This window comes from Paraburkholderia polaris (genome assembly GCF_012927345.1).
Taxonomy (GTDB): Bacteria; Pseudomonadota; Gammaproteobacteria; order Burkholderiales; family Burkholderiaceae; genus Paraburkholderia; species Paraburkholderia polaris.
This window is the reverse complement of record NZ_JABBGJ010000021.1, coordinates 129,952-150,331: the sequence shown is the minus strand read 5'-3', so window position 1 is coordinate 150,331 and position 20,380 is coordinate 129,952. Positions and strand designations below refer to the sequence as shown.

The following is a 20,380-nucleotide window of genomic DNA, read 5'->3' as shown; positions in this document are numbered from 1 at the left end:
AGCCTCACGCTCCCTATCGTTCGCTGCCCCCCGAGGGGGCGGTCAGTACGCTTGGGGGCGGCCCGGCACGTACTGACATGAACACCGAAACATCGCATCAGTCCGACCCTCTTCGCCGCGCGCGCCTTCGCTGGCGCGCGCGGCGCGGCTTGCTGGAAAACGATCTGATCTTTGAACGTTTTTTCAGCCGATATGAGCATGACCTCAGCGATGCGGATGTAGGCGCTCTCACGCGCCTGCTCGAGCTGAGCGATAACGACCTGATGGACTTGCTGCTGGTCCGCAAGGAACCGGAAGGCGACCTTGCCGACCCGGATGTGATCCGGGTGCTGGAGTTGCTGCGCAACGCCTGAGCGCCGCTAATGTCTTGAGCGCCGCTTGTCCGTTGTTCCCAGGCGTGCAAATTATCGAAACCCTGTTTCCATACTTCGATTGAGGATGTGCTATGACCCCGTCAGATGTTAAAGCCACGCTATCGTTCAGCGACAATTCGCCGAGCGTTGAAATGCCGATTTACAAGGGCACTCTCGGCCCGGACGTGATCGACATCCGCAAACTGTACGGCCAGACTGGCAAGTTCACGTACGACCCTGGCTTCATGTCGACGGCGGCGTGCAATTCGGCGATCACCTACATCGACGGCGACAAGGGCGAGCTGCTGTACCGCGGCTACCCGATCGACAACCTCGCGGAAAACGCTGACTTCCTCGAAACCTGCTACCTGCTGCTGAAGGGTGAACTGCCGAACGAGCAGCAGAAGGACGAGTTCGTCAACACCGTCACGAAGCACACGATGGTGCATGAGCAAATGCACTTCTTCTTCCGCGGTTTCCGTCGCGACGCGCACCCGATGGCGATTCTGGTCGCTGCGGTCGGCGCACTGTCGGCGTTCTATCACGACTCGCTCGACATCAACAATCCGCGTCACCGTGAAGTGTCGGCCATTCGCATGATCGCGAAGCTTCCGACGCTGGTCGCCATGGCGTACAAGTACAGCATCGGCCAGCCGTTTGCGTACCCGAAGAACGACCTGTCGTACAGCGCGAACTTCATGCACATGATGTTCTCGAACCCGTGCGAAGAGTACAAGGTCAACGACGTGCTGGTGCGCGCGCTCGACCGTATCCTGATCCTGCACGCTGACCACGAACAGAATGCGTCGACCTCGACGGTTCGTCTGGCGGGTTCGTCGGGCGCTAACCCGTTCGCGTGTATCGCGGCCGGTATCGCTTGTCTGTGGGGCCCGGCGCACGGTGGTGCGAACGAAGCCGCACTGAACATGCTGGAAGAAATCGGCTCGGTCGACAACATTCCTGAGTTCATCAAGCAGGTGAAGGACAAGAACTCGGGCGTGAAGCTGATGGGCTTCGGTCACCGCGTCTACAAGAACTACGATCCGCGTGCGAAGCTGATGCGCGAAACCTGCCACGAAGTGCTGGAAGAGCTGGGCCTGCACGACGACCCGCTGTTCAAGCTGGCCATGGCGCTGGAAAAGATCGCGCTGGAAGACGAATACTTCGTGTCGCGCAAGCTGTACCCGAACGTCGACTTCTACTCGGGCATCGTGCAACGCGCGCTGGGCATCCCGACGTCGATGTTCACGTGTATCTTCGCAATGGCACGTACGGTCGGTTGGATCGCACAGTGGAACGAAATGATTGCCGATCCGGAACAGAAAATTGGCCGTCCGCGTCAGCTGTTCGTTGGCGATACGCCGCGTGAAGCGAAGCCGATTGCGCAACGTTGATCGGGTTTGAGTCTGCGTGGTTCGTAGTGTTGTGATTGCTGCGAACCGGTGCGGAATCAGCTGATAAGAAACGCCCCAACGGGTTCACCGTTGGGGCGTTTTGTTTTGTGGCGCGGTGTACCGGGCGGGACTTTGCGCCGTGCTTCGTGTCGTGGCGTGGCCCAGTTCGTGGCACGGGCCCCGGTTCCATGCCATATCGTGCCGTCAAGCCGGCGCGCGTGCCTGGCGTCGCCGGGTTCGATCGAGCGAAGGCGGACGTATTTCGAGGTTGGCCGGCGTCGCGCCGGCATCCTTCGGCGCGTGCCCGTTGGTTTCGAAAAAACGCCGATACGCGCTTGGCGTCATGCCGCGCGCCGACAGGAACTGTCGATTGAAATTGGCGAGATTCGGGAACCCGGATTTTGTGGCGATTAGCGCGATCGGCCAGTCTGTGCCGGTCAGTTGCCGCGTGGCATAGCCGATGCGCAGCCGGTTCAGATAGCGCCCGACACTTTCGCCCACATGCCGCACGAAGTAGCGGTGTAGTGAGCGTTCCGAGAGGTTTGCCACCTCGCATAGTTCGGCGATGCGCAACGGTTCGTGGAAACGCCGATCAAGCAGGTCGAGTACGCGATTCAACCGCTCCGCTTCCGACGCGCTACCGCCTGGCGCGGCAGTGGGCGCGACGCCGGCCTTATGCATGGCTTGCACCGTTTGCATCGCTTGCCCGCTTTGAGCGCCAGGAGCGCGTTCTTGCCGCGTGCCCCGTGCGTGAGCATGCGCAGCCGGCGACGCCAACGGCTCCGATTCCGCTTCAGACAGGCAAGCGAGCACTTCCAGCACCGCGCCCAGCCGCACACGCGGCGACTCATTCAGCAAGGCGCCCACCTGCCCGCGCATCAACGCCACGGCATCAGGCGCAAACCGCAGCCCCGGCGCACCGCGCCTCAACAGCGTCCGCAACGAAGCAAACTCCGGGCAGCAATCCGCCATCCGCCGCACCCAATCGCCGCTGAACCAGACCACGATCGCCACCTGCGGCTCGCGCGCATCGATCGGCTCTGTCGACGCCCACGTGTGCGGCATATCCGGCGGCACCAGCACGAGATCGTCGCCGCTGTAATCGGCGATATGGTCGCCGATGAAGCGCCGGCCACGGCTATTCATTGTCAGCGTGAGTTCATATTCAGGGTGGTGGTGCCACTCGAACGGGATCTGCGCGAGCTGCCGATGGTAGACGCGAATCGAGCAGCCGTCGGGGATGGTGACGCGTTCGTATTGGGGTTTCACGGTACGCAACCTGGCCGCGAGAAGGAACGGCGGCGAATGTCTGAATTGTATCGGTAATTGGCCGGACAGGATGCATGCCGGATGCCAAAGGTCCCTAATCTGGACGTACTGCAGCCCCACACAAAACCGATGTCAGGAGACAAACCATGCCGCTCGTGATCGACAATCTTCCGGAAGCGATCCGTACCACGAAACGCGCGCTGCGCGCCGCGTTGCCGAACTATGCGCAGGTGTTCAACGAAGTCGAAGGCGCGATCCGGCAGCAGGTCGACGCCATCCGCCGCGACCGTGAGCAGGGGCGCGAAGCGATTCCCGTGTTCGATTACGCGAGTATCGTTTCCGGCGACGTCGACCCCGCCACGATCGCCCGGATCAAGACGCGCGGCGCATGCGTGGTGCGCGGTGTTTTCACTCGCCAGCAAGCCAGCGACTGGAACGATGAAATCGCGCAATACGTCGAGCGCAATAACCTCGACGAGAAGCTCACGCACCGCGCAGAGGACAAATACTTCGGCAATCTCTCGTCGAGCAAACCGCAGATTTACGGCGTGTATTGGTCGAACCCGCAAACGGCGGCGCGGCAGTCCGAGCAGTTGACGAACACGCGCGTGTTCCTCAATCGTTTGTGGACGTCGGAGAGCGAAGGGAAGCAGCACTTCGATCCGGAGCGCGTGCCGGTCTACGCGGATCGTATCCGCCGCCGGCCGCCCGGCTCGGAATCGCTGGGTTTGTCACCGCACGTCGACGGCGGATCGGTCGAACGCTGGCTCGATCCGAATTTTCAGCAGGTCTACCGGCACGTGCTGTCAGGCAACTGGCGCGCGTACGACCCGTTTGACGCCGCCTTCCGTCCCGATGTGCAGGAGATCCCGTCGCCAGCCGTATGCTCGATGTTCCGCACCTTCCAGGGCTGGACCGCGCTGACGCCACAAGGACCGGGTGACGGTACGCTGCAATTGATCCCAATCGCCAACGCGATGGCGTACGTCGTCCTCCGTGCGCTGCAGGACGATGTTCCCGACGACGAACTCTGCGGCGCACAACCGGCGCGTGCACTCTCGATCAAACCTGAATGGCACAGCCTGCTGCTCGAAGCGGTCACGCCGATTCCGCACATGCAGGCTGGCGACGCTGTGTTCTGGCACAGCGACGTCGTGCATTCGGTCGAAGACGCGCATAAAGGCAGCGGCTACAGCAACGTGATGTACATCTCGTCCGCGCCATGGTGCGCGAAAAACGAGGCCTATCTGAAGCGCCAACTGCCGAGTTTCCTGCGCGGCGAGAGCCCACCGGATTTCCCCGCCGATCATTTCGAAACCGACTTTATCGGCCGTGTACAGGAAAGCGATTTGACGCCGTTGGGGCGCGCGCAACTGGGGTTCGATCTCGAGCGCTGAGCCAGAACGTGCGTAGCCGCGTGTGTTGGCGCATGAAGTGCCATGCCGCGCTAACCCCTGAGCTTGCGTGGCGTTGCATCGCGCACGCCACGCAATCCCGTGCCGGGTAACGCCCATACAGGTATCGTCACTACCACCCAACTCACTGTTTTTTATCGGTTTTTCCCTTGATTCATAGGCCCTAAGCGGGGTTCTGCGTGGCATAATCGACCGACACAGTCAGCCCGCAGTCATTACTACTCCGCATACCATGGCACAGACTCTCTACGACAAATTGTGGAACACACACGTGATCCACACGGAAGAAGACGGTACGACGATTCTCTATATCGACCGTCACCTGCTGCACGAAGTCACCAGCCCTCAGGCGTTCGAAGGCCTGAAGCTGGCTGAGCGTCCGGTGTGGCGTATCAGCGCGAACCTGGCGGTGTCGGACCACAACGTCCCCACCACGGATCGCAGCCACGGCATCGCTGATCCGGTCTCCAAGCTGCAAGTCGATACGCTCGATTCGAACTGCGACGCCTTCGGCATCACGCAGTTCAAGATGAACGACCTGCGCCAAGGCATCGTGCACATCATCGGGCCGGAGCAGGGCGCTACGCTGCCGGGCATGACGATCGTCTGCGGCGATTCGCACACGTCCACGCACGGCGCGTTCGGCGCGCTTGCGCACGGCATCGGCACCTCGGAAGTCGAACACGTGCTGGCCACGCAAACGCTCTTGCAAAAGAAGAGCAAGAACATGCTGGTGAAGGTCGAAGGCCCGTTGCCGCGCGGCTGCACCGCGAAAGACATCGTGCTCGCGATCATCGGCAAGATCGGCACGGCAGGCGGCACCGGCTACGCAATCGAATTCGGCGGTTCGACGATTCGCGCGCTGTCCATGGAAGGCCGTATGACGGTCTGCAACATGGCGATCGAAGCAGGCGCGCGCGCCGGCATGGTTGCTGTGGACGACACCACCATCGACTACCTGAAAGGCCGCCCGTTCTCGCCGGCAGGCGTCGAGTGGGATCACGCGGTTGAGTACTGGAAGCAGTTCAAGACGGATGACGGCGCGCAATTCGATCGCGTGGTCGAACTGAGCGCTGCGGAAATCGTGCCGCAAGTCACGTGGGGCACGTCGCCGGAAATGGTCACGGCTGTGGACGGCCGCGTGCCGGATCCGGAACGCGAAAAAGACCCGGTCAAGCGCGACGCAATGGAACGCGCGCTGAAGTACATGGCGCTCGAACCGAACGCGCCGATCGAATCCATCAAGCCGGATAAAATCTTCATCGGGTCGTGCACTAACGCGCGCATTGAAGACATTCGCGCCGCGGCTTATGTCGTGAAGAAGCTCGGCCGTCGCGTCGCGCCGAACATCCGTCTGGCCATGGTCGTGCCGGGTTCGGGTCTGGTGAAGGCGCAAGCGGAACGCGAAGGCCTCGACAAGGTCTTTACCGATGCCGGTTTCGAGTGGCGAGAGCCCGGTTGCTCGATGTGTCTCGCGATGAACGCCGACCGGTTGGATCCGGGCGAGCGTTGCGCATCCACGTCGAATCGTAATTTCGAAGGTCGTCAGGGCGCCGGTGGCCGTACCCACCTCGTGAGCCCCGCGATGGCTGCCGCTGCGGCTATCGAAGGGCATTTCGTCGATATTCGCAAGCTTGGATAAATCGCATGATGAAGAACATGAATCGCACCACTCTATTGCGCCGCTTCGCACTCGGTACCCTGGCCGGGCTATTGCTCGGTCTGGCCGGCTGCAACACGGTGCACGGATTCGGCGAGGACATGTCACACCTCGGCAATTCGATTAGCAACCACGCTAATTAATGAGCGGTTTTTGATTTTTGCCGGCGACGCGCCGGGCGGCTTTCCGGCCGCCACGCGCATCGCCCGGTCTTGAAACAGGCGCAAGCGTCATGGATAAATTCATCGTACACACCGGCGTCGTGGCGCCGCTCGATCGCGAGAACGTCGACACGGACGCGATCATTCCGAAGCAATTCCTGAAGTCGATCAAGCGCACGGGCTTCGGTCCGAACGCGTTCGACGAATGGCGTTATCTCGACCACGGCGAGCCGGGTCAGGACAACTCGAAGCGTCCGCTGAATCCGGACTTCGTGCTGAATCAGCCGCGCTATCAGGGCGCATCGGTGCTGTTGGCGCGCAAGAACTTCGGTTGCGGCAGTTCGCGTGAGCATGCTCCGTGGGCGCTGGAGCAGTATGGTTTCCGCGCGATCATTGCGCCGAGCTTCGCCGATATCTTCTACAACAACTGTTTCAAGAACGGCCTGCTGCCGATCGTGCTGACCGAACAGCAAGTCGATCACCTGTTCAACGAAACCTACGCGTTCAACGGCTTCAAGCTGACCGTCGACCTGGAAGCGCAAGTCGTGCGCACGTCGGACGGTGGCGCCGAATATCCGTTCGAAGTGGCTGCGTTCCGCAAGTACTGCCTGCTGAATGGCTTCGACGATATCGGCCTCACGCTGCGTCACGCTGACAAGATTCGCCAGTTCGAAGCCGAGCGGATCGCGAAGCAGCCTTGGCTAAATCACCGCATCGTCGGATAAACGAAAAAATCATCAAGGAAACTCGCATGAAGATCGCAGTCTTGCCGGGCGACGGCATCGGTCCCGAAATCGTTAAGGAGGCCGTCAAGGTCCTGAACGTGCTCGGCGAAAAGTTCGAACTCGAAGAAGCGCCGGTTGGCGGCGCGGGCTACGAAGCAAAGGGCCATCCGCTGCCCGATTCGACGCTGGCGCTGGCGAAAGAAGCTGACGCGATCCTGTTCGGCGCCGTTGGCGACTGGAAGTACGACTCGCTCGAACGCGCGCTGCGTCCGGAGCAGGCGATTCTCGGTCTGCGCAAGCACCTGCAGCTGTTCGCGAACTTCCGCCCGGCAATCTGCTATCCGCAACTCACGGGCGCTTCGTCGTTGAAGGAAGAAATCGTTTCGGGTCTGGACATCCTGATCGTGCGCGAACTGAATGGCGACATCTACTTCGGCGCGCCGCGCGGCGTGCGTTCGTCGCCGGATGGGCTGTTCGAAGGCTCGAAGGAAGGCTTCGACACGATGCGTTATTCGGAACCCGAAGTGCGCCGCATTGCGCACGTCGCGTTTCAGGCCGCGCAAAAGCGCCAGAAGAAGCTGACGAGCGTGGACAAGGCCAATGTGCTTGAAACGTCGCAGTTCTGGCGCGACGTGATGATCGACGTGTCGAAGGAATACGCGGATGTCGAACTGTCGCACATGTATGTCGACAACGCGGCCATGCAGTTGGTGAAGGCGCCCAAAGCGTTCGACGTGGTCGTCACAGGCAACATGTTTGGCGACATTCTCTCCGACGAAGCCGCGATGCTGACGGGTTCGATCGGCATGCTGCCGTCGGCCTCGCTCGACAAGAACAACAAGGGCTTGTACGAACCGTCGCACGGTTCGGCGCCGGATATCGCCGGCAAGGGCGTGGCGAATCCGCTGGCAACGATCCTGTCGGCCGCGATGATGCTGCGCTATTCGCTGAACAAGGCGGAACAGGCGGATCGCATCGAAACCGCGGTGAAGAAGGTGCTGGAACAGGGCTATCGCACGGGCGACATTTTGACGCCGGGTTGCAAGCAGGTCGGCACCGTGGCGATGGGCGATGCAGTGGTCGCCGCGCTGTAAGGTGCTTTGAAGTAGGTAGTAGGCGCAGGTAGTCATTAGGTCGCTAAACAGTCTTCAAAGCGGCCTTTAAAGCGCGAATTGGCCTCGAAACAGGTCGATTCGCGCGTAATACGGACGATAGCGGCGAATGACGTCGCCGGATTCCGGTTTTCGTGTATATTGTAGCGATGGCGCACACAGCTCAAATCTCCCTGATTTCGAAACTCCACGGCAAAACTGCCCGTGTGGTTGAGCTCGCCATTACCACCACCAAAACGATTACCCCGAAAACGATCACGAAACGCTGATCGTTTGTCGTGCCCGCTCATCTTCCCCGCGCGGTCACTGCGGGCAAAGATGCGGGGAAGTTTCCACTCGAAGGGTATGAAGTCATGAACGTAGGTCTCGTAGGTTGGCGCGGTATGGTCGGCAGCGTCCTGATGCAGCGTATGCAGCAGGAAGGCGATTTCGACTTGATCGAACCGGTGTTTTTCAGCACCAGCAACGCGGGCGGCAACGCGCCGTCGTTCGCCAAAAACGAGACCAAGCTCAAAGATGCGACAAGCATTGAAGACCTGAAGAAGTGCGAAGCGATCATCTCGTGCCAAGGCGGCGATTACACGAATGAAGTGTTCCCGAAGCTACGCGCAGCGGGCTGGAACGGCTACTGGATCGACGCGGCTTCGTCGCTGCGCATGAAGGATGACGCGGTCATCATTCTCGATCCGGTCAACCTCGACGTGATCAAGAACGCGCTGGTCAAGGGCCAGAAGAATTTCATCGGTGGCAACTGCACGGTCAGCCTGATGCTGATGGCGCTGGGCGGTCTGTTCCGCGAAAACCTCGTCGACTGGATGACGGCCATGACGTATCAGGCCGCTTCGGGCGCGGGCGCGCAAAACATGCGCGAACTGCTGCAACAAATGGGCACGCTGTATGGTGCGGCCAAGGAAGACCTGGCTGATCCGTCGTCGGCGATTCTCGACATCGACCGCCGCGTGCTGAGCGCGATGAACAGCGACCGTATGCCGACCGACAACTTCGGCGTGCCGCTCGCCGGCTCGTTGATTCCGTGGATCGACAAGGATCTCGGCAACGGCATGTCGAAGGAAGAGTGGAAGGGCGGCGCGGAAACCAACAAGATCCTCGGTAAGCCTGCCATGGGCACGCCGGGTTCGATCCCGGTGGATGGTCTCTGCGTGCGGATCGGCGCAATGCGCTGCCACTCGCAGGCGCTGACCATCAAGCTGAACAAGGATGTGCCGCTGGACGAAGTGAACAGCATCCTCGCGTCGGGCAATGACTGGGTCAAGGTCGTGCCGAACGAACGCGAGGCGTCGATACGCGATCTGTCCCCGGCGGTGGTGACGGGCACGTTGACCGTGCCGGTCGGCCGTGTGCGCAAGCTGGCGATGGGCGGCGAATATCTGTCGGCCTTCACGGTCGGCGACCAACTGCTGTGGGGCGCGGCAGAACCGCTGCGTCGCATGCTTCGCATTGTGCTCGACAAGTAAAGTAAACTACGCGCTCACGACGCGTAGAAAACTCAAGAAGCGTCGCGCTTGCGCGGCGCTTTTTTCATTGTGTGCTCCGATTATCTTGTCTCTTTCCAACCGCAAAAAAGGGCTGCGCGCTGACGCGCCAGGAGTCCCGATGAACCTTCGACTCTCATCCCTTCGGGCTATGTTTATGCATCAAGGTACGGGCCGACTGACGGCCGTGGCCGCTTTGGCGCTCGCGCTGGCTGGCGCCGGCGTGGGTAGCGCAGTGGCAGCGCCGGGCGACGCCGCGAGCGCGCCGGAGGGCGCCTCCGTTTCTTACGCCGCCGGGAGTCAATATACGGTGCGGCCCGGGCAGTCGTTGAACGACGTGGCGATTGCGGTCACGCAATCGCGCGACAAGGGGACGCTCGCACGCGCTTCGCGCGCGCTGTTCGATGCGAATCCGAATGCCTTCATGAGTCATGACCCGAGCCGGATGCGCGTAGGCGCGCAGTTGACGATTCCGGCACTGGATGCGTCCGGTGCTCCGGCGGCTTCTGCGCCGGTTGCGGGGGCCGCGTCTGCCGCACCATCGGCCGCTACGATTGCGCCTGCTGCCGCGCCGAACGCGGCGGCGGTCGGCGCCGCGAGCGGCGTGGCGCAGGTCAATGCCGCCGCTGCGAGCGCGGCAAGCGCCGCGGCTCGCGCGGCGGCGCCGGCCACGTCTGCGGTTTCAGGGGCGGCCAGCTCAACGGCTGAAGTAAGCCCGGCGGCGCCGGGTAGCTCAACAGCGGCCGGCGCGGTCTCGACGGCGCCCGTAGCGGGCTCACAGGCTGCAGGCGCGTTGCCGGGCAGCGGTGCACATGTTTGGACGGGCGCGATCCAGCCCTCGGCCAGCGAGGCCGCCGAAGGTGCGTCCGCGTCGGCCACAGCAGGCGCCCCAGCGACAGGCACGACCCAGCAGGCATCGCAACCGCGTGCGCAGGTGTCCAGCTTGCAGCAATTGCTTGCGCTGAAAAACCGCGTGCTGATGGAGTTGCAGAAACATGGCATCGGCGGTTCGCCGGTCGCGACGGTCACACCTTCGACGAACAGTGCGCAGCCGGCCGCTGGCGTTTCGTCGGCGGCGGCCGTTTCCGGTCATGGCGGCGCTGCGAACTCCACGTCGAACGACGCCGGCATCTCGCAGACGAATTTGAGCGTGGCGGCGGCGATCGGTGCGGCGTTGGTCGTGCTGCTGGCGGCTTTGCGTTCGCGTCGGCGTAAGCGCGCCGCTGTTGCCGCGGCTGAAGGCTCGCTGGCAGCGGACGCAGCGGCGGCTTCTGCGCGAGCGGCTGGGTCGCAGGATGTCGTTTCGACGCACGATGCGTCGGACGCGAGCGACGTAGCGGCAGCGGGGCATGCGGCGACCTTGGCGACGGCTGACCGTGAGGGCGCAGAAGGTAATGCGGCGGCACGGGAAGTGGCGCAACGCGTGGCAGCGGAGCGCGAAGCTGAAATTCGCGCGGCGGCTGCGCGGGAAGCGGCGCAGCGCGAGGCAGCGGAGAGAGAGATTGCAGAGCGCGCGGAAGCCGAACGCTTGGCGGCGGAACGTGCAGAAGCGGACCGTGCTGCGGCAGAAAACGCAGAAGCAGACAGCTCAGTTACGCCACATACTGCCGCGGAGGGTGCTGAAGCCGAACGCACCGAGGCAGAACAAGCGGCGGCCGAGCGTGCCGCAGCAGAACGGGCCGCAGCAGAGCAAGAGGCCGCTGCCCACCAACCGCTCACAGATTGGCGTGCACAAGATCCCAACGCGTCCCAGCACGCGTCGCAGGAAAGCCACCCGGCGCCCGCACCCATCGAACCTGCGGAACCGAACTCGGAAATTGAACCGGCCGCTCAAAGCGGTTCCACGTCCGAACCTCTTCCCGCAGCACATCACGAAAACCTTGATGGAGCGACCACGGCTGCGAGTCTCGCAGCCGCCGCGGAACTCGGCGCTGAAGCACTGCCGCTGACGCCGCTTGAACCGGTCAACGAGACTTTCCAGCAAGAGGCCCCTCCGCACCGTCTGCAATGGGACGACGAACCGGCATCGGCTGCGCCGGCTACGTCGTTGGCAGAGTCGGCGAACGAGCCGCTCGCTGAGACACAAAACCGTCTCGACACCCCGGCACCGGCCATCGACTTCACGCAGCAGCAGGTCGAGTCGCACACGACTTCGCCATTCGGCCAGCCGTACAGCGAGACGTCGGCGCATCCAGTGCCCGATACGTCCGTGCCGGCAGTGCCCACGGCTCAGGAGGATGCGGCTCACGTCGAACCGACGTACCAGCCGGCCGATGAGCCGCAATCGCAGCCACATCAGCAAGTCGAAACCGCGACGCCCGATGGCGCGCCGAATTTCGAGCCGGCACCCGTCGCGCAAATTCAGCCCGCGCTGTCTGTTCCGACCGAGTTCCCGCGCGACGCCGTCGATGCATTCAGCAGTCTGGATATGCCATTGCCGCCGCGCATCGAATCGACCGACGACGCAACGATAAGCGCACCCGGATCGCTGTCGACGCAGCCGGTTGCATCCCCGGAAACCACCGCGCGGCAAGCCGTGGCGCCGCACGATCCGGATGACGCTCCGCACATCGCCGATGAAATCTCCGTCGGCACCGCGGGCCATGCCGCCGTCGCGGGCCTGGGCGCGGCCGGCTTCGGCGCACTGAAGCTCGATTTCGACCTCGAGTTGCCGCCGAGTCCGGCTCAGCCGTTGCCCGCCTTCACGCGGGCCGATCTCAGCCGCATCGCCCGCAACAAGCTCGATCTGGCCGCCGAATATATCGACCTCGGCGATCTGTCCGGCGCGCGCGTGCTCATCAACGAAGTGATCGAAGCGAACGATCCGGCCACGCGCACCGAGGCCCGTGCGCTGCTCTCGACGCTCGCGCCGTTGTCGTGAAGCGTATTGCACTAGGCGTCCAGTACGACGGTTCGGCATTCTGCGGCTGGCAGTCGCAGCCGCACGGCAAGACCGTGCAGGACGAGCTCGAACGGGCGTTGCGCGAGTTCGCGCAAACGCCCGTGCAAACCGTCGTGGCCGGCCGCACGGATACGGGCGTGCACGGCCTCGGCCAGGTCGTGCATTTCGACACCGAACTCGATCGCACGGACTTTTCGTGGATTCGCGGCACCAACGCCTTCCTGCCGAAGACAATCGCCGTGCAATGGGCCAAGCCGATGCCCGACGCGTTCCACGCCCGCTTTTCGGCGTTCGAGCGGACTTATTACTACGTCCTGTACGTCCATCCGTTCCGCTCGCCGATGCAGGCTACGCGGGCCGGCTGGGTGCACACGCCGCTGGATGTCGACGCCATGCGGGCCGCCACCACCCACCTGATCGGCGAGCACGATTTTTCGGCGTTTCGTTCGTCGCAATGCCAGGCGAAGACGCCGATCAAGCATCTGTATCAGATCGATATGCGGCAACAGGGTGACTTCGTTCATTTCCGCTTTCGGGCGAACGCGTTCCTGCACCATATGGTGCGCAATCTGATGGGCTGCCTCGTCGATATCGGCCGGGGACGCCATCCGGCCGAATGGATGGCCGAGGTTCTCGCCAGCCACGATCGCGACTGTGCCGCGCCGACTTTCATGCCTGACGGCCTGTACCTGGCGCAGGTGGGCTATCCTGAGCAATTCGCCGTGCCCGCGCCGCAGACTGGCAGCGTGCCGTGGAGTACCGTATGGACCGAGCAAGCGCAAACATGAAATCAACCGAAAACCTGGCGGCCGAAGCTCACGTAGACGCGTCGCAGCACAACGCGCCGCATCGCACGCGTATCAAACTGTGCGGCCTGTCGAAGCCGGAAGACGTGACCCAGGCGATCGACCTCGGCGCCGACGCGATCGGCCTCGTGTTCTATCCGCCCAGCTCACGCTCAGTGAGCGTCGCGCAGGCCGTCGAACTGGTGCATGACGTGCCGCCGTTCGTGTCGGTAGTCGGCTTGTTCGTGAACGCGACGCAGGACTGGATTCGCGAAGTCGTCAGCAATGTCGGGCTCACGCTGCTGCAGTTCCACGGCGACGAAACCGCGGAGCAGTGCGAGTCCCTCGCCGGCATTGCGGGTTTGCCTTGGTTGCGCGCGTTGCGAGTTGCGGCGGATACTCAACCGGCAGATTTGGTAAAATCAGCGCTTAACTATTCAGCAGCCAGCGGCCTTCTGTTCGACACCCATGTCGAAGGCTATGGCGGCGGCGGGAAGGTTTTCGATTGGTCACTTATTCCAGCAGAGCTCGCGCGTCGGGCCGTTTTGAGTGGTGGGTTGAACGCGCAAAACGTCAGTGATGCGATCCATCGCGTGCGCCCGTACGCGGTCGATGTCTCGAGCGGCATCGAAGTGCCGGGCGCCAGGGGCGTGAAAGATCACGCCCGGATGGCGGCGTTCGTACGCGCAGTGCGCGCAGCGGACGCTGAATGATTCAAGCGGCGCGGTTTTCTCATATGAAAACCGTGCGCCACACTGAGAAGAGTGATCACCATGTATAACTTGCCTGACGAAAGAGGCCATTTCGGCCAATATGGCGGTGTGTTCGTCGCCGAAACGCTGGTTCACGCACTCGACGAGCTGCGTGCCGCATACGAGAAATATCAGAAAGACCCGGAATTCGTCGCCGAATACGAACGCGAACTGAAGTATTTCGTGGGTCGTCCGTCCCCGATTTATCACGCACAGCGCTGGAGCGAAATGCTCGGCGGCGCGCAGGTTTTCTTCAAGCGTGAAGACCTGAATCACACCGGCGCTCACAAGATCAATAACGTGATCGGCCAGGCGCTGCTCGCGAAGCGCATGGGCAAGCCGCGCGTGATCGCGGAAACCGGCGCGGGCCAGCACGGCGTGGCGACCGCGACCATCGCGGCGCGCTTCGGCATGGAATGCGTGGTCTACATGGGTGAGGAAGACGTGCGCCGCCAGGCTGCCAACGTGTACCGGATGAAGCTGCTCGGCGCGACCGTTGTGCCCGTGACGTCCGGCTCGCGCACGCTGAAAGACGCGCTCAATGAAGCAATGCGCGATTGGGTGACCAACGTCGAAAACACGTTCTACATCATCGGCACGGTGGCGGGACCGCATCCATATCCAATGATGGTGCGCGACTTCCAGCGCGTGATCGGCGACGAGTGCAGGGTGCAGATGCCCGAACTGGTTGGTCGTCAGCCGGACGCCGTGATTGCGTGCGTTGGCGGTGGTTCGAATGCAATGGGTATCTTTTACCCGTACATTGACGACGCTTCGGTGCAACTGATCGGCGTGGAAGCGACCGGCGACGGGATCGAATCCGGCCGTCACGCGGCCTCGCTGATTGCCGGCAGTCCCGGTGTGTTGCACGGTAACCGCACCTACCTCCTGCAAGACGAGAACGGTCAGATCATCGAGACGCATTCGGTCTCGGCAGGTTTGGATTACCCGGGCGTGGGTCCGGAGCATGCGTGGCTAAAAGACAGCAATCGCGCGCAATACGTCGGCATCACCGACGAAGAGGCGCTTAAGGCGTTCCACGATTGCTGCCGCATCGAAGGCATTATTCCGGCGCTGGAGTCCAGCCACGCGCTGGCCTATGCCGCGAAGCTCGCGCCGACGCTGCCCAAGGACAAGGTCCTTCTGGTCAATCTGTCGGGCCGCGGCGACAAGGACATGCACACGGTCGCTGAGCGATCGGGTATCCAGTTCTGAGCGCCGCGACGATGCGCGACGAGTTCGACGAGCCGCAGTCGGCGCTTGAAACCACCCCGGTCGCCGAGGTAGTGGCGGCCGAGGTGCCTGCAGCCTTATTACCGCAGGTGCCCGCCGGCATTCGGCTGTTGAACCGCGATTTTCTGACCGATGTGGCGAACATCCCCGACGGGTCGATCGACCTGATCCTTTGCGATCCGCCTTATGGGCTCGGCAAGGATTATGGCAACGACTCCGACATGCGCACCGGCGAGGATTTTCTCGCCTGGACGCGTGGCTGGCTCGAACTCGCTATTCCAAAGCTCAAGCCGTCGGGTTCGCTGTATATCTTCTGCACGTGGCAGTACGCGCCGGAAATCTTCAGCTTCCTGAAGACAAAACTCACGATGATCAACGAAATCATCTGGGACCGGCGCGTGCCAAGCATGGGCGGAACCGTGCGCCGTTTCACCTCGGTGCATGACAACATCGGCTTTTTCGCGGTGTCGAAAGATTATTTCTTCGATCTCGATCCCGTCCGCATCCCGTACGATGCCGTCACGAAGAAGGCGCGTTCGCGTAAATTGTTTGAAGGCAGTAAGTGGCTGGAGCTTGGCTATAATCCAAAGGATGTCTGGTCGGTATCGCGACTGCATCGGCAACACGCTGAACGAGTCGATCATCCGACCCAGAAGCCTCTGGAAATTGTCGAGCGGATGGTGCTGGCAAGTTGTCCAAAGGGCGGGCGCGTACTCGACCCGTTCATGGGCAGCGGCACCACCGCAGTCGCTTGCGCTCGGCAGCAGCGCGAATTCGTCGGCTATGAGATCAATGAAAGTTACTGCGCCATAGCGCGCGAACGCGTTAGCGCGGCCGCGTCGGCGCCCACTGTCGCCCGCAAAACCCGCAAGGTTGCGGCCAAAGCTGAGCGGCAAACCGAGGCGCAATAAGCGCGCAGTAGCTAAAAATTCCGAGAATATTCCATGTCCCGTATCAAGAACACGTTTGCCGCGTTGTCCGCCCAGGGTAAGAAAGGCCTGATTCCGTTCATGACGGCCGGCGACCCGGATCCGGCGCGCACAGTCGAATTCATGCACGCGCTCGCCGCCGGCGGCGCCGATGTGATCGAACTCGGTGTGCCGTTTTCCGACCCGATGGCCGACGGTCCGGTGATCCAGCAATCGTCCGAACGCGCGTTGGCTCATGGCGTGTCGCTGCGTCACGTGCTGGCCGACGTGAAGCGCTTCCGCGAAACCGACAACAAGACGCCGGTGGTGCTGATGGGCTACGCCAATCCGATTGAGCGCATGGGTACCGAAGCATTCGCCAAGGCCGCAAAGGAAGCGGGGGTAGACGGCGTGCTGGTCGTCGACTATCCGCCTGAAGAGTGCGTTAACTTCGCCGAACAGATGCGATCTGCCGGCATCGATCCGATCTTTTTGCTCGCGCCCACTTCCACGGATGAGCGCATTGCGGAAGTCGGCAAAATCGCCAGCGGCTACGTCTATTATGTGTCGTTGAAAGGCGTGACCGGCGCGGCAAATCTGGACGTTTCCAGCATCGCGAGTAAAATCCCGGCCATCAAGTCGCGCGTACCCCTGCCGGTGGGCGTCGGTTTCGGCATCCGTGACGCGCAAACGGCGCGTTCGGTAGCCGAAGTGTCCGATGCCGTCGTGATCGGCAGCCGTATCGTGCAATTGCTCGAACAAGCGGCCCCCGAAACCGCCGCCGAGACGCTCACGCGCTTCATCGCTGAAGTGCGCGAGGCGCTCGATAGCGTCGCGACTGCCCGATAACAGTTATTTTTGTCGTCTGTAGTGTGAGCGGCGGGTTCGTCCCGCCGTTTGCGCGACCGTTGACCCCAGAAGGATTCAATATGAGCTGGCTCGATAAGCTGCTGCCGCCGAAAATCAAACAAACCGACCCGAAGAACCGCAAGGGGATTCCGGAAGGCCTGTGGATCAAGTGCCCGTCGTGCGAAGCCGTGCTGTACCGCAATGACGTCGAGGCCAATCTGCATGTTTGCCCGAAGTGCGACCATCACATGCGCATCGGCGCGCGTGAGCGGCTCGACGGCCTGCTCGATCCGGAAGGCCGTTATGAAATCGGCCAGGAAATCGTCCCGGTCGACGCGCTCAAGTTCAAAGACAGCCGCAAATACCCGGATCGCCTGAAAGAGGCGATGGACGACACCGACGAAACCGACGCGATGGTCGTGATGGGCGGCGCCATCCACACGCTGCCGGTGGTGGTCGCGTGCTTCGAGTTCTCGTTCATGGGCGGCTCGATGGGTTCGGTGGTCGGCGAACGTTTCGTGCGCGGCGCGCAGAACGCGCTGGAACAGAAAGTGCCGTTTATCTGCTTCACCGCTTCGGGCGGCGCGCGGATGCAAGAAAGCTTGCTCTCGCTGATGCAAATGGCGAAAACTACGGCCATGCTGACCAAGCTCGCCGAAGCCAAGCTGCCCTTCATTTCCGTGCTGACCGATCCGACCATGGGCGGCGTGTCGGCGAGTTTCGCGTTCCTGGGCGACGTGGTGATCGCCGAGCCGAAGGCGCTGATCGGTTTCGCCGGTCCGCGCGTGATCGAACAAACCGTGCGTGAAAAGCTGCCGGAAGGCTTCCAGCGCGCCGAGTTCCTGCTGACGAAGGGTGCGGTCGACATGATCGTCGACCGTCGTAAGCTGCGTGAAGAGATTGCACAATTGATGGCGCTGTTGAGCCATCAGCCGGCTGACGCAGTCGCGTAAGCACTCGCTTCGATCCAGCCGCGCCGCGCCTTTTCAGGCGCGATTGCTGCCAGAAAAGCACTCAAAACTAGCGCGCCGCGAGAGTCATCAAGCGGCGCGCTGTCATTTCCGGGATAATCACGGTCTCGCAACGCAGCACAGCACGGCACAGATTCACTCGATGACCACATTCCCCACCCTCGACGCGTGGCTCACGCACCTTGAATCCGCGCATCCGGTCGGCATCGACATGGGTTTGGGCCGTATCACGCAGGTACGTGACGCGATGCAGTTGTCGTTCGCGTGCCCGATCATCACGGTCGGCGGCACGAACGGCAAGGGTTCGACCTGCGCGATCCTCGAATCGATTTTGCTGCGCGCCGGCTTCACGGTTGGCTGTCATACGTCGCCGCATCTGCTGTCGTTCAACGAGCGGGCGCGCGTGAACGGCGAAATGGCGAGTGACGCGGACCTGCTGCCGCATTTCGAAGCCGTCGAAGCCGCACGCCTGAGCCTCGCCGAACCGGTCACCCTGACCTACTTCGAATTCACGACGCTGGCGATCATGAGCCTGTTCGCCTCGCGCGGACTGGACGCGGTGATCTTCGAAGTCGGCCTGGGTGGCCGCCTCGACGCGGTCAACATCCTCGACGCGGACTGCGCGATCATCACCAGCATCGATATCGATCACACCGAGTATCTCGGCGACACGCGCGAGAAAATCGCCTTCGAAAAAGCCGGCATTTTCCGCCCGGGTAAGCCGGCGATCTGCGCCGATCCGGTGCCGCCGCAAACGCTGATCGACTACGCCGAGAAGATCGGTGCCGAACTGTGGCTATTCGGCCGCGATTTCCGTTACGAAGGGCAGGCCGGCAGCGAGCGCCAGCAATGGAGCTACGTGGGCCCGACGATGCGCCGTTCCGCGCTCGCCTATCCGGCGTTGCGCGGCGCAAATCAGTTGATCAACACGTCGGCGGCACTTGCCGGTCTTGAAGCGCTGCGCGACCGTTTGCCGGTGTCGGCGCAGGACATCCGGCTCGGCCTCGCTAACGTCGAACTGCCGGGGCGCTTCCAGGTGTTGCCCGGCAAGCCGGCTATCGTGCTCGACGTCGGACACAATCCGCACGCTGCGGCAGTGCTGACGCAAAACCTCGGCAATATGGGCTTTTTCCCGTACACGTACGCTGTATTCGGCGCGATGCGCGACAAGGACATTGCCGGTGTACTTTCGCACCTGAAGGGCGAAATCGACCACTGGTGCGTGACTGGTCTGCCGACCCCGCGTGCGGCTTCGGCGGAAGAACTCGAAGCGGCTTTGCGCGAGCAGGGCGTGAGCGACGGCAACGACAGCAGCGTGACGCGCTACGCAACACCGGCAGAGGCTTTCCAAGACGCGCTAAAACGAGCGTCAGAGAATGATAGAATCGTGGTTTTCGGCAGTTTCTATACGGTAGCAGGCGTAATGGCCTACCGTAAATCGCAGCAACACTGAACGGGCGCCAGGCTCGAACCAAGCGATTCATGGGAATTTTCTCGTTCGGCAAGAAAGACGACGCGTCCACCCGGCGCGGCGCAAACACCAGTTCCACTCGGGCCGCCCGTGGCGAGCGCGTGGAGCGGCGAACCCGCCGCACGGAGCGCACCGTGGATGCCGATGCGATGCTGCTCGACCCTACGTTGCCTGAAAAGCAGCGTGCGCGGCGCAGACTCGTCGGCGCGGTCGCGCTGGTCGTCGCAGCGGTGGTGATCCTGCCCATGGTGCTGGATTCCCATCCGAAGCCCGTCACGGACGACATCTCCATCGACATTCCAAGCCGTCCCGCGCCGAAGGTCGCCAAGACCGACGAAGACACGCAGGCTGGCGTCGCACCGGATAACCCAGCGCCTGACGCGGCACTTGCCGCTTCCGGCCTTGCGCCGACAACGGCAGCCACGCAAGGCCAGTCCGCCGCCGGTAAACCGCAGAGCACGGCGACGAACCCAGCGCCGGCAGTCAAGCAGGCTGCGAAACCGCAAGCGCCCGCCGCCGTCGCAAATACGGCACCTGCAGCGCCTGTAGCGCAAACACCTGCCAAACCGGCCAAAACACCCGCCACGCAAAGCGTGGCGAACGCTCCAGCACCGAGCGAAGACAACACGAATACTGCCGCCGCCAGTGCGGACGCGAATTCCGGCACGCCGGCATCGCCGCCGGGCAGCCGTTTCGCCGTCCAGCTAGGCGCATTTGCGAACGACGCCAACGCGCGTAGTTGGGCCGCCAAGTTGAAAACAGCCGGTGTGCCCGCATATACCGAACATCGGAAGCAGGCCGACGGCTCGACGCTCACGTTATTGCGCGCCGGCCCGTTCGCCGACCGTGCAGCGGCGACCGCCGCGATTGCGAAGGTTCGTGAGGCCGGCTTGACGTCGGGTGCGAACAGCGGCGCTGCACAGTAAG

General features: G+C 62.4%; 19 protein-coding genes. 17 read left to right on the top strand and 2 right to left on the bottom strand.

Annotated elements, in window-relative coordinates:
* The first annotated feature begins 77 nt into the window (after positions 1-77).
* Positions 78-353 (top strand): FAD assembly factor SdhE, encoded by a 276-nt coding sequence (locus HHL24_RS20575; protein WP_169487257.1) that lies wholly within the window; start codon positions 78-80, stop codon positions 351-353.
* A gap of 92 nt (positions 354-445) precedes the next feature.
* Positions 446-1,747 (top strand): citrate synthase, encoded by a 1,302-nt coding sequence (gltA, locus tag HHL24_RS20570; RefSeq protein WP_169487256.1) that lies wholly within the window; start codon positions 446-448, stop codon positions 1,745-1,747.
* 204 nt (positions 1,748-1,951) lie between these two features.
* Here the strand turns inward: gltA and HHL24_RS20565 are convergent, their stop codons facing one another.
* On the bottom strand, positions 1,952-3,016 hold the full coding sequence (locus HHL24_RS20565) for a helix-turn-helix domain-containing protein (RefSeq protein WP_169487255.1): 1,065 nt from the start codon (positions 3,014-3,016) through the stop codon (positions 1,952-1,954).
* A 146-nt stretch (positions 3,017-3,162) separates the two neighbouring features.
* Here HHL24_RS20565 and HHL24_RS20560 point away from each other — a divergent pair, with 146 nt between their 5' ends.
* The 5 genes from HHL24_RS20560 to leuB all read left to right on the top strand — a co-directional run bounded on the left by HHL24_RS20560 (position 3,163) and on the right by leuB (position 8,071).
* Positions 3,163-4,413 carry a DUF1479 domain-containing protein gene (locus HHL24_RS20560; protein WP_169487254.1) on the top strand — a complete coding sequence of 417 codons (1,251 nt, stop codon included), beginning with the start codon at positions 3,163-3,165 and terminating at the stop codon, positions 4,411-4,413.
* A gap of 250 nt (positions 4,414-4,663) precedes the next feature.
* Positions 4,664-6,073 carry a 3-isopropylmalate dehydratase large subunit gene (gene leuC / locus HHL24_RS20555; RefSeq protein WP_169487253.1) on the top strand — a complete coding sequence of 470 codons (1,410 nt, stop codon included), beginning with the start codon at positions 4,664-4,666 and terminating at the stop codon, positions 6,071-6,073.
* Between the two features lie 5 nt (positions 6,074-6,078).
* Positions 6,079-6,234, top strand: coding sequence for an entericidin A/B family lipoprotein (locus HHL24_RS20550; RefSeq protein ID WP_169487252.1), 156 nt, complete (start codon positions 6,079-6,081; stop codon positions 6,232-6,234).
* Positions 6,235-6,323: 89 nt separating this feature from the next.
* Positions 6,324-6,977, top strand: coding sequence for a 3-isopropylmalate dehydratase small subunit (gene leuD / locus HHL24_RS20545; protein WP_169487251.1), 654 nt, complete (start codon positions 6,324-6,326; stop codon positions 6,975-6,977).
* 26 nt (positions 6,978-7,003) lie between these two features.
* On the top strand, positions 7,004-8,071 hold the full coding sequence (leuB, locus tag HHL24_RS20540) for a 3-isopropylmalate dehydrogenase (protein WP_169487250.1): 1,068 nt from the start codon (positions 7,004-7,006) through the stop codon (positions 8,069-8,071).
* 35 nt (positions 8,072-8,106) lie between these two features.
* Here the strand turns inward: leuB and HHL24_RS20535 are convergent, their stop codons facing one another.
* Positions 8,107-8,379, bottom strand: a complete 273-nt coding sequence (locus tag HHL24_RS20535; RefSeq protein ID WP_169487249.1) for a hypothetical protein — start codon at positions 8,377-8,379, stop codon at positions 8,107-8,109.
* Between the two features lie 63 nt (positions 8,380-8,442).
* Here HHL24_RS20535 and asd point away from each other — a divergent pair, with 63 nt between their 5' ends.
* The 10 genes from asd to HHL24_RS20485 all read left to right on the top strand — a co-directional run bounded on the left by asd (position 8,443) and on the right by HHL24_RS20485 (position 20,379).
* On the top strand, positions 8,443-9,564 hold the full coding sequence (gene asd, locus HHL24_RS20530; protein ID WP_169487248.1) for an aspartate-semialdehyde dehydrogenase: 1,122 nt from the start codon (positions 8,443-8,445) through the stop codon (positions 9,562-9,564).
* Positions 9,565-9,733: 169 nt separating this feature from the next.
* Entirely contained in the window at positions 9,734-12,463 is a 2,730-nt protein-coding gene (locus tag HHL24_RS20525) for a FimV/HubP family polar landmark protein (protein ID WP_407947516.1), read from the top strand.
* Positions 12,460-13,272, top strand: coding sequence for a tRNA pseudouridine(38-40) synthase TruA (gene truA / locus HHL24_RS20520; RefSeq protein ID WP_169487246.1), 813 nt, complete (start codon positions 12,460-12,462; stop codon positions 13,270-13,272). Before HHL24_RS20525 ends, truA begins: the two co-directional genes overlap by 4 nt.
* Positions 13,269-13,982 carry a phosphoribosylanthranilate isomerase gene (locus HHL24_RS20515; RefSeq protein WP_169487245.1) on the top strand — a complete coding sequence of 238 codons (714 nt, stop codon included), beginning with the start codon at positions 13,269-13,271 and terminating at the stop codon, positions 13,980-13,982. Before truA ends, HHL24_RS20515 begins: the two co-directional genes overlap by 4 nt.
* Positions 13,983-14,042: 60 nt before the next feature.
* Positions 14,043-15,236 (top strand): tryptophan synthase subunit beta, encoded by a 1,194-nt coding sequence (trpB, locus tag HHL24_RS20510; protein WP_169487244.1) that lies wholly within the window; start codon positions 14,043-14,045, stop codon positions 15,234-15,236.
* 11 nt (positions 15,237-15,247) lie between these two features.
* Positions 15,248-16,165 (top strand): DNA-methyltransferase, encoded by a 918-nt coding sequence (locus HHL24_RS20505; protein ID WP_169487243.1) that lies wholly within the window; start codon positions 15,248-15,250, stop codon positions 16,163-16,165.
* A gap of 33 nt (positions 16,166-16,198) precedes the next feature.
* Positions 16,199-17,011 (top strand): tryptophan synthase subunit alpha, encoded by an 813-nt coding sequence (trpA, locus tag HHL24_RS20500; protein WP_169487242.1) that lies wholly within the window; start codon positions 16,199-16,201, stop codon positions 17,009-17,011.
* An 80-nt stretch (positions 17,012-17,091) separates the two neighbouring features.
* Complete coding sequence (gene accD / locus HHL24_RS20495; RefSeq protein WP_093634944.1) at positions 17,092-17,964, top strand: acetyl-CoA carboxylase, carboxyltransferase subunit beta; 873 nt, start codon at positions 17,092-17,094, stop codon at positions 17,962-17,964.
* Between the two features lie 160 nt (positions 17,965-18,124).
* Positions 18,125-19,435: a bifunctional tetrahydrofolate synthase/dihydrofolate synthase gene (gene folC, locus HHL24_RS20490; protein WP_169487241.1), complete on the top strand. Its 1,311-nt coding sequence runs from the start codon at positions 18,125-18,127 to the stop codon at positions 19,433-19,435.
* Between the two features lie 29 nt (positions 19,436-19,464).
* Positions 19,465-20,379 (top strand): SPOR domain-containing protein, encoded by a 915-nt coding sequence (locus HHL24_RS20485; RefSeq protein ID WP_169487240.1) that lies wholly within the window; start codon positions 19,465-19,467, stop codon positions 20,377-20,379.
* Position 20,380 lies beyond the last annotated feature (1 nt).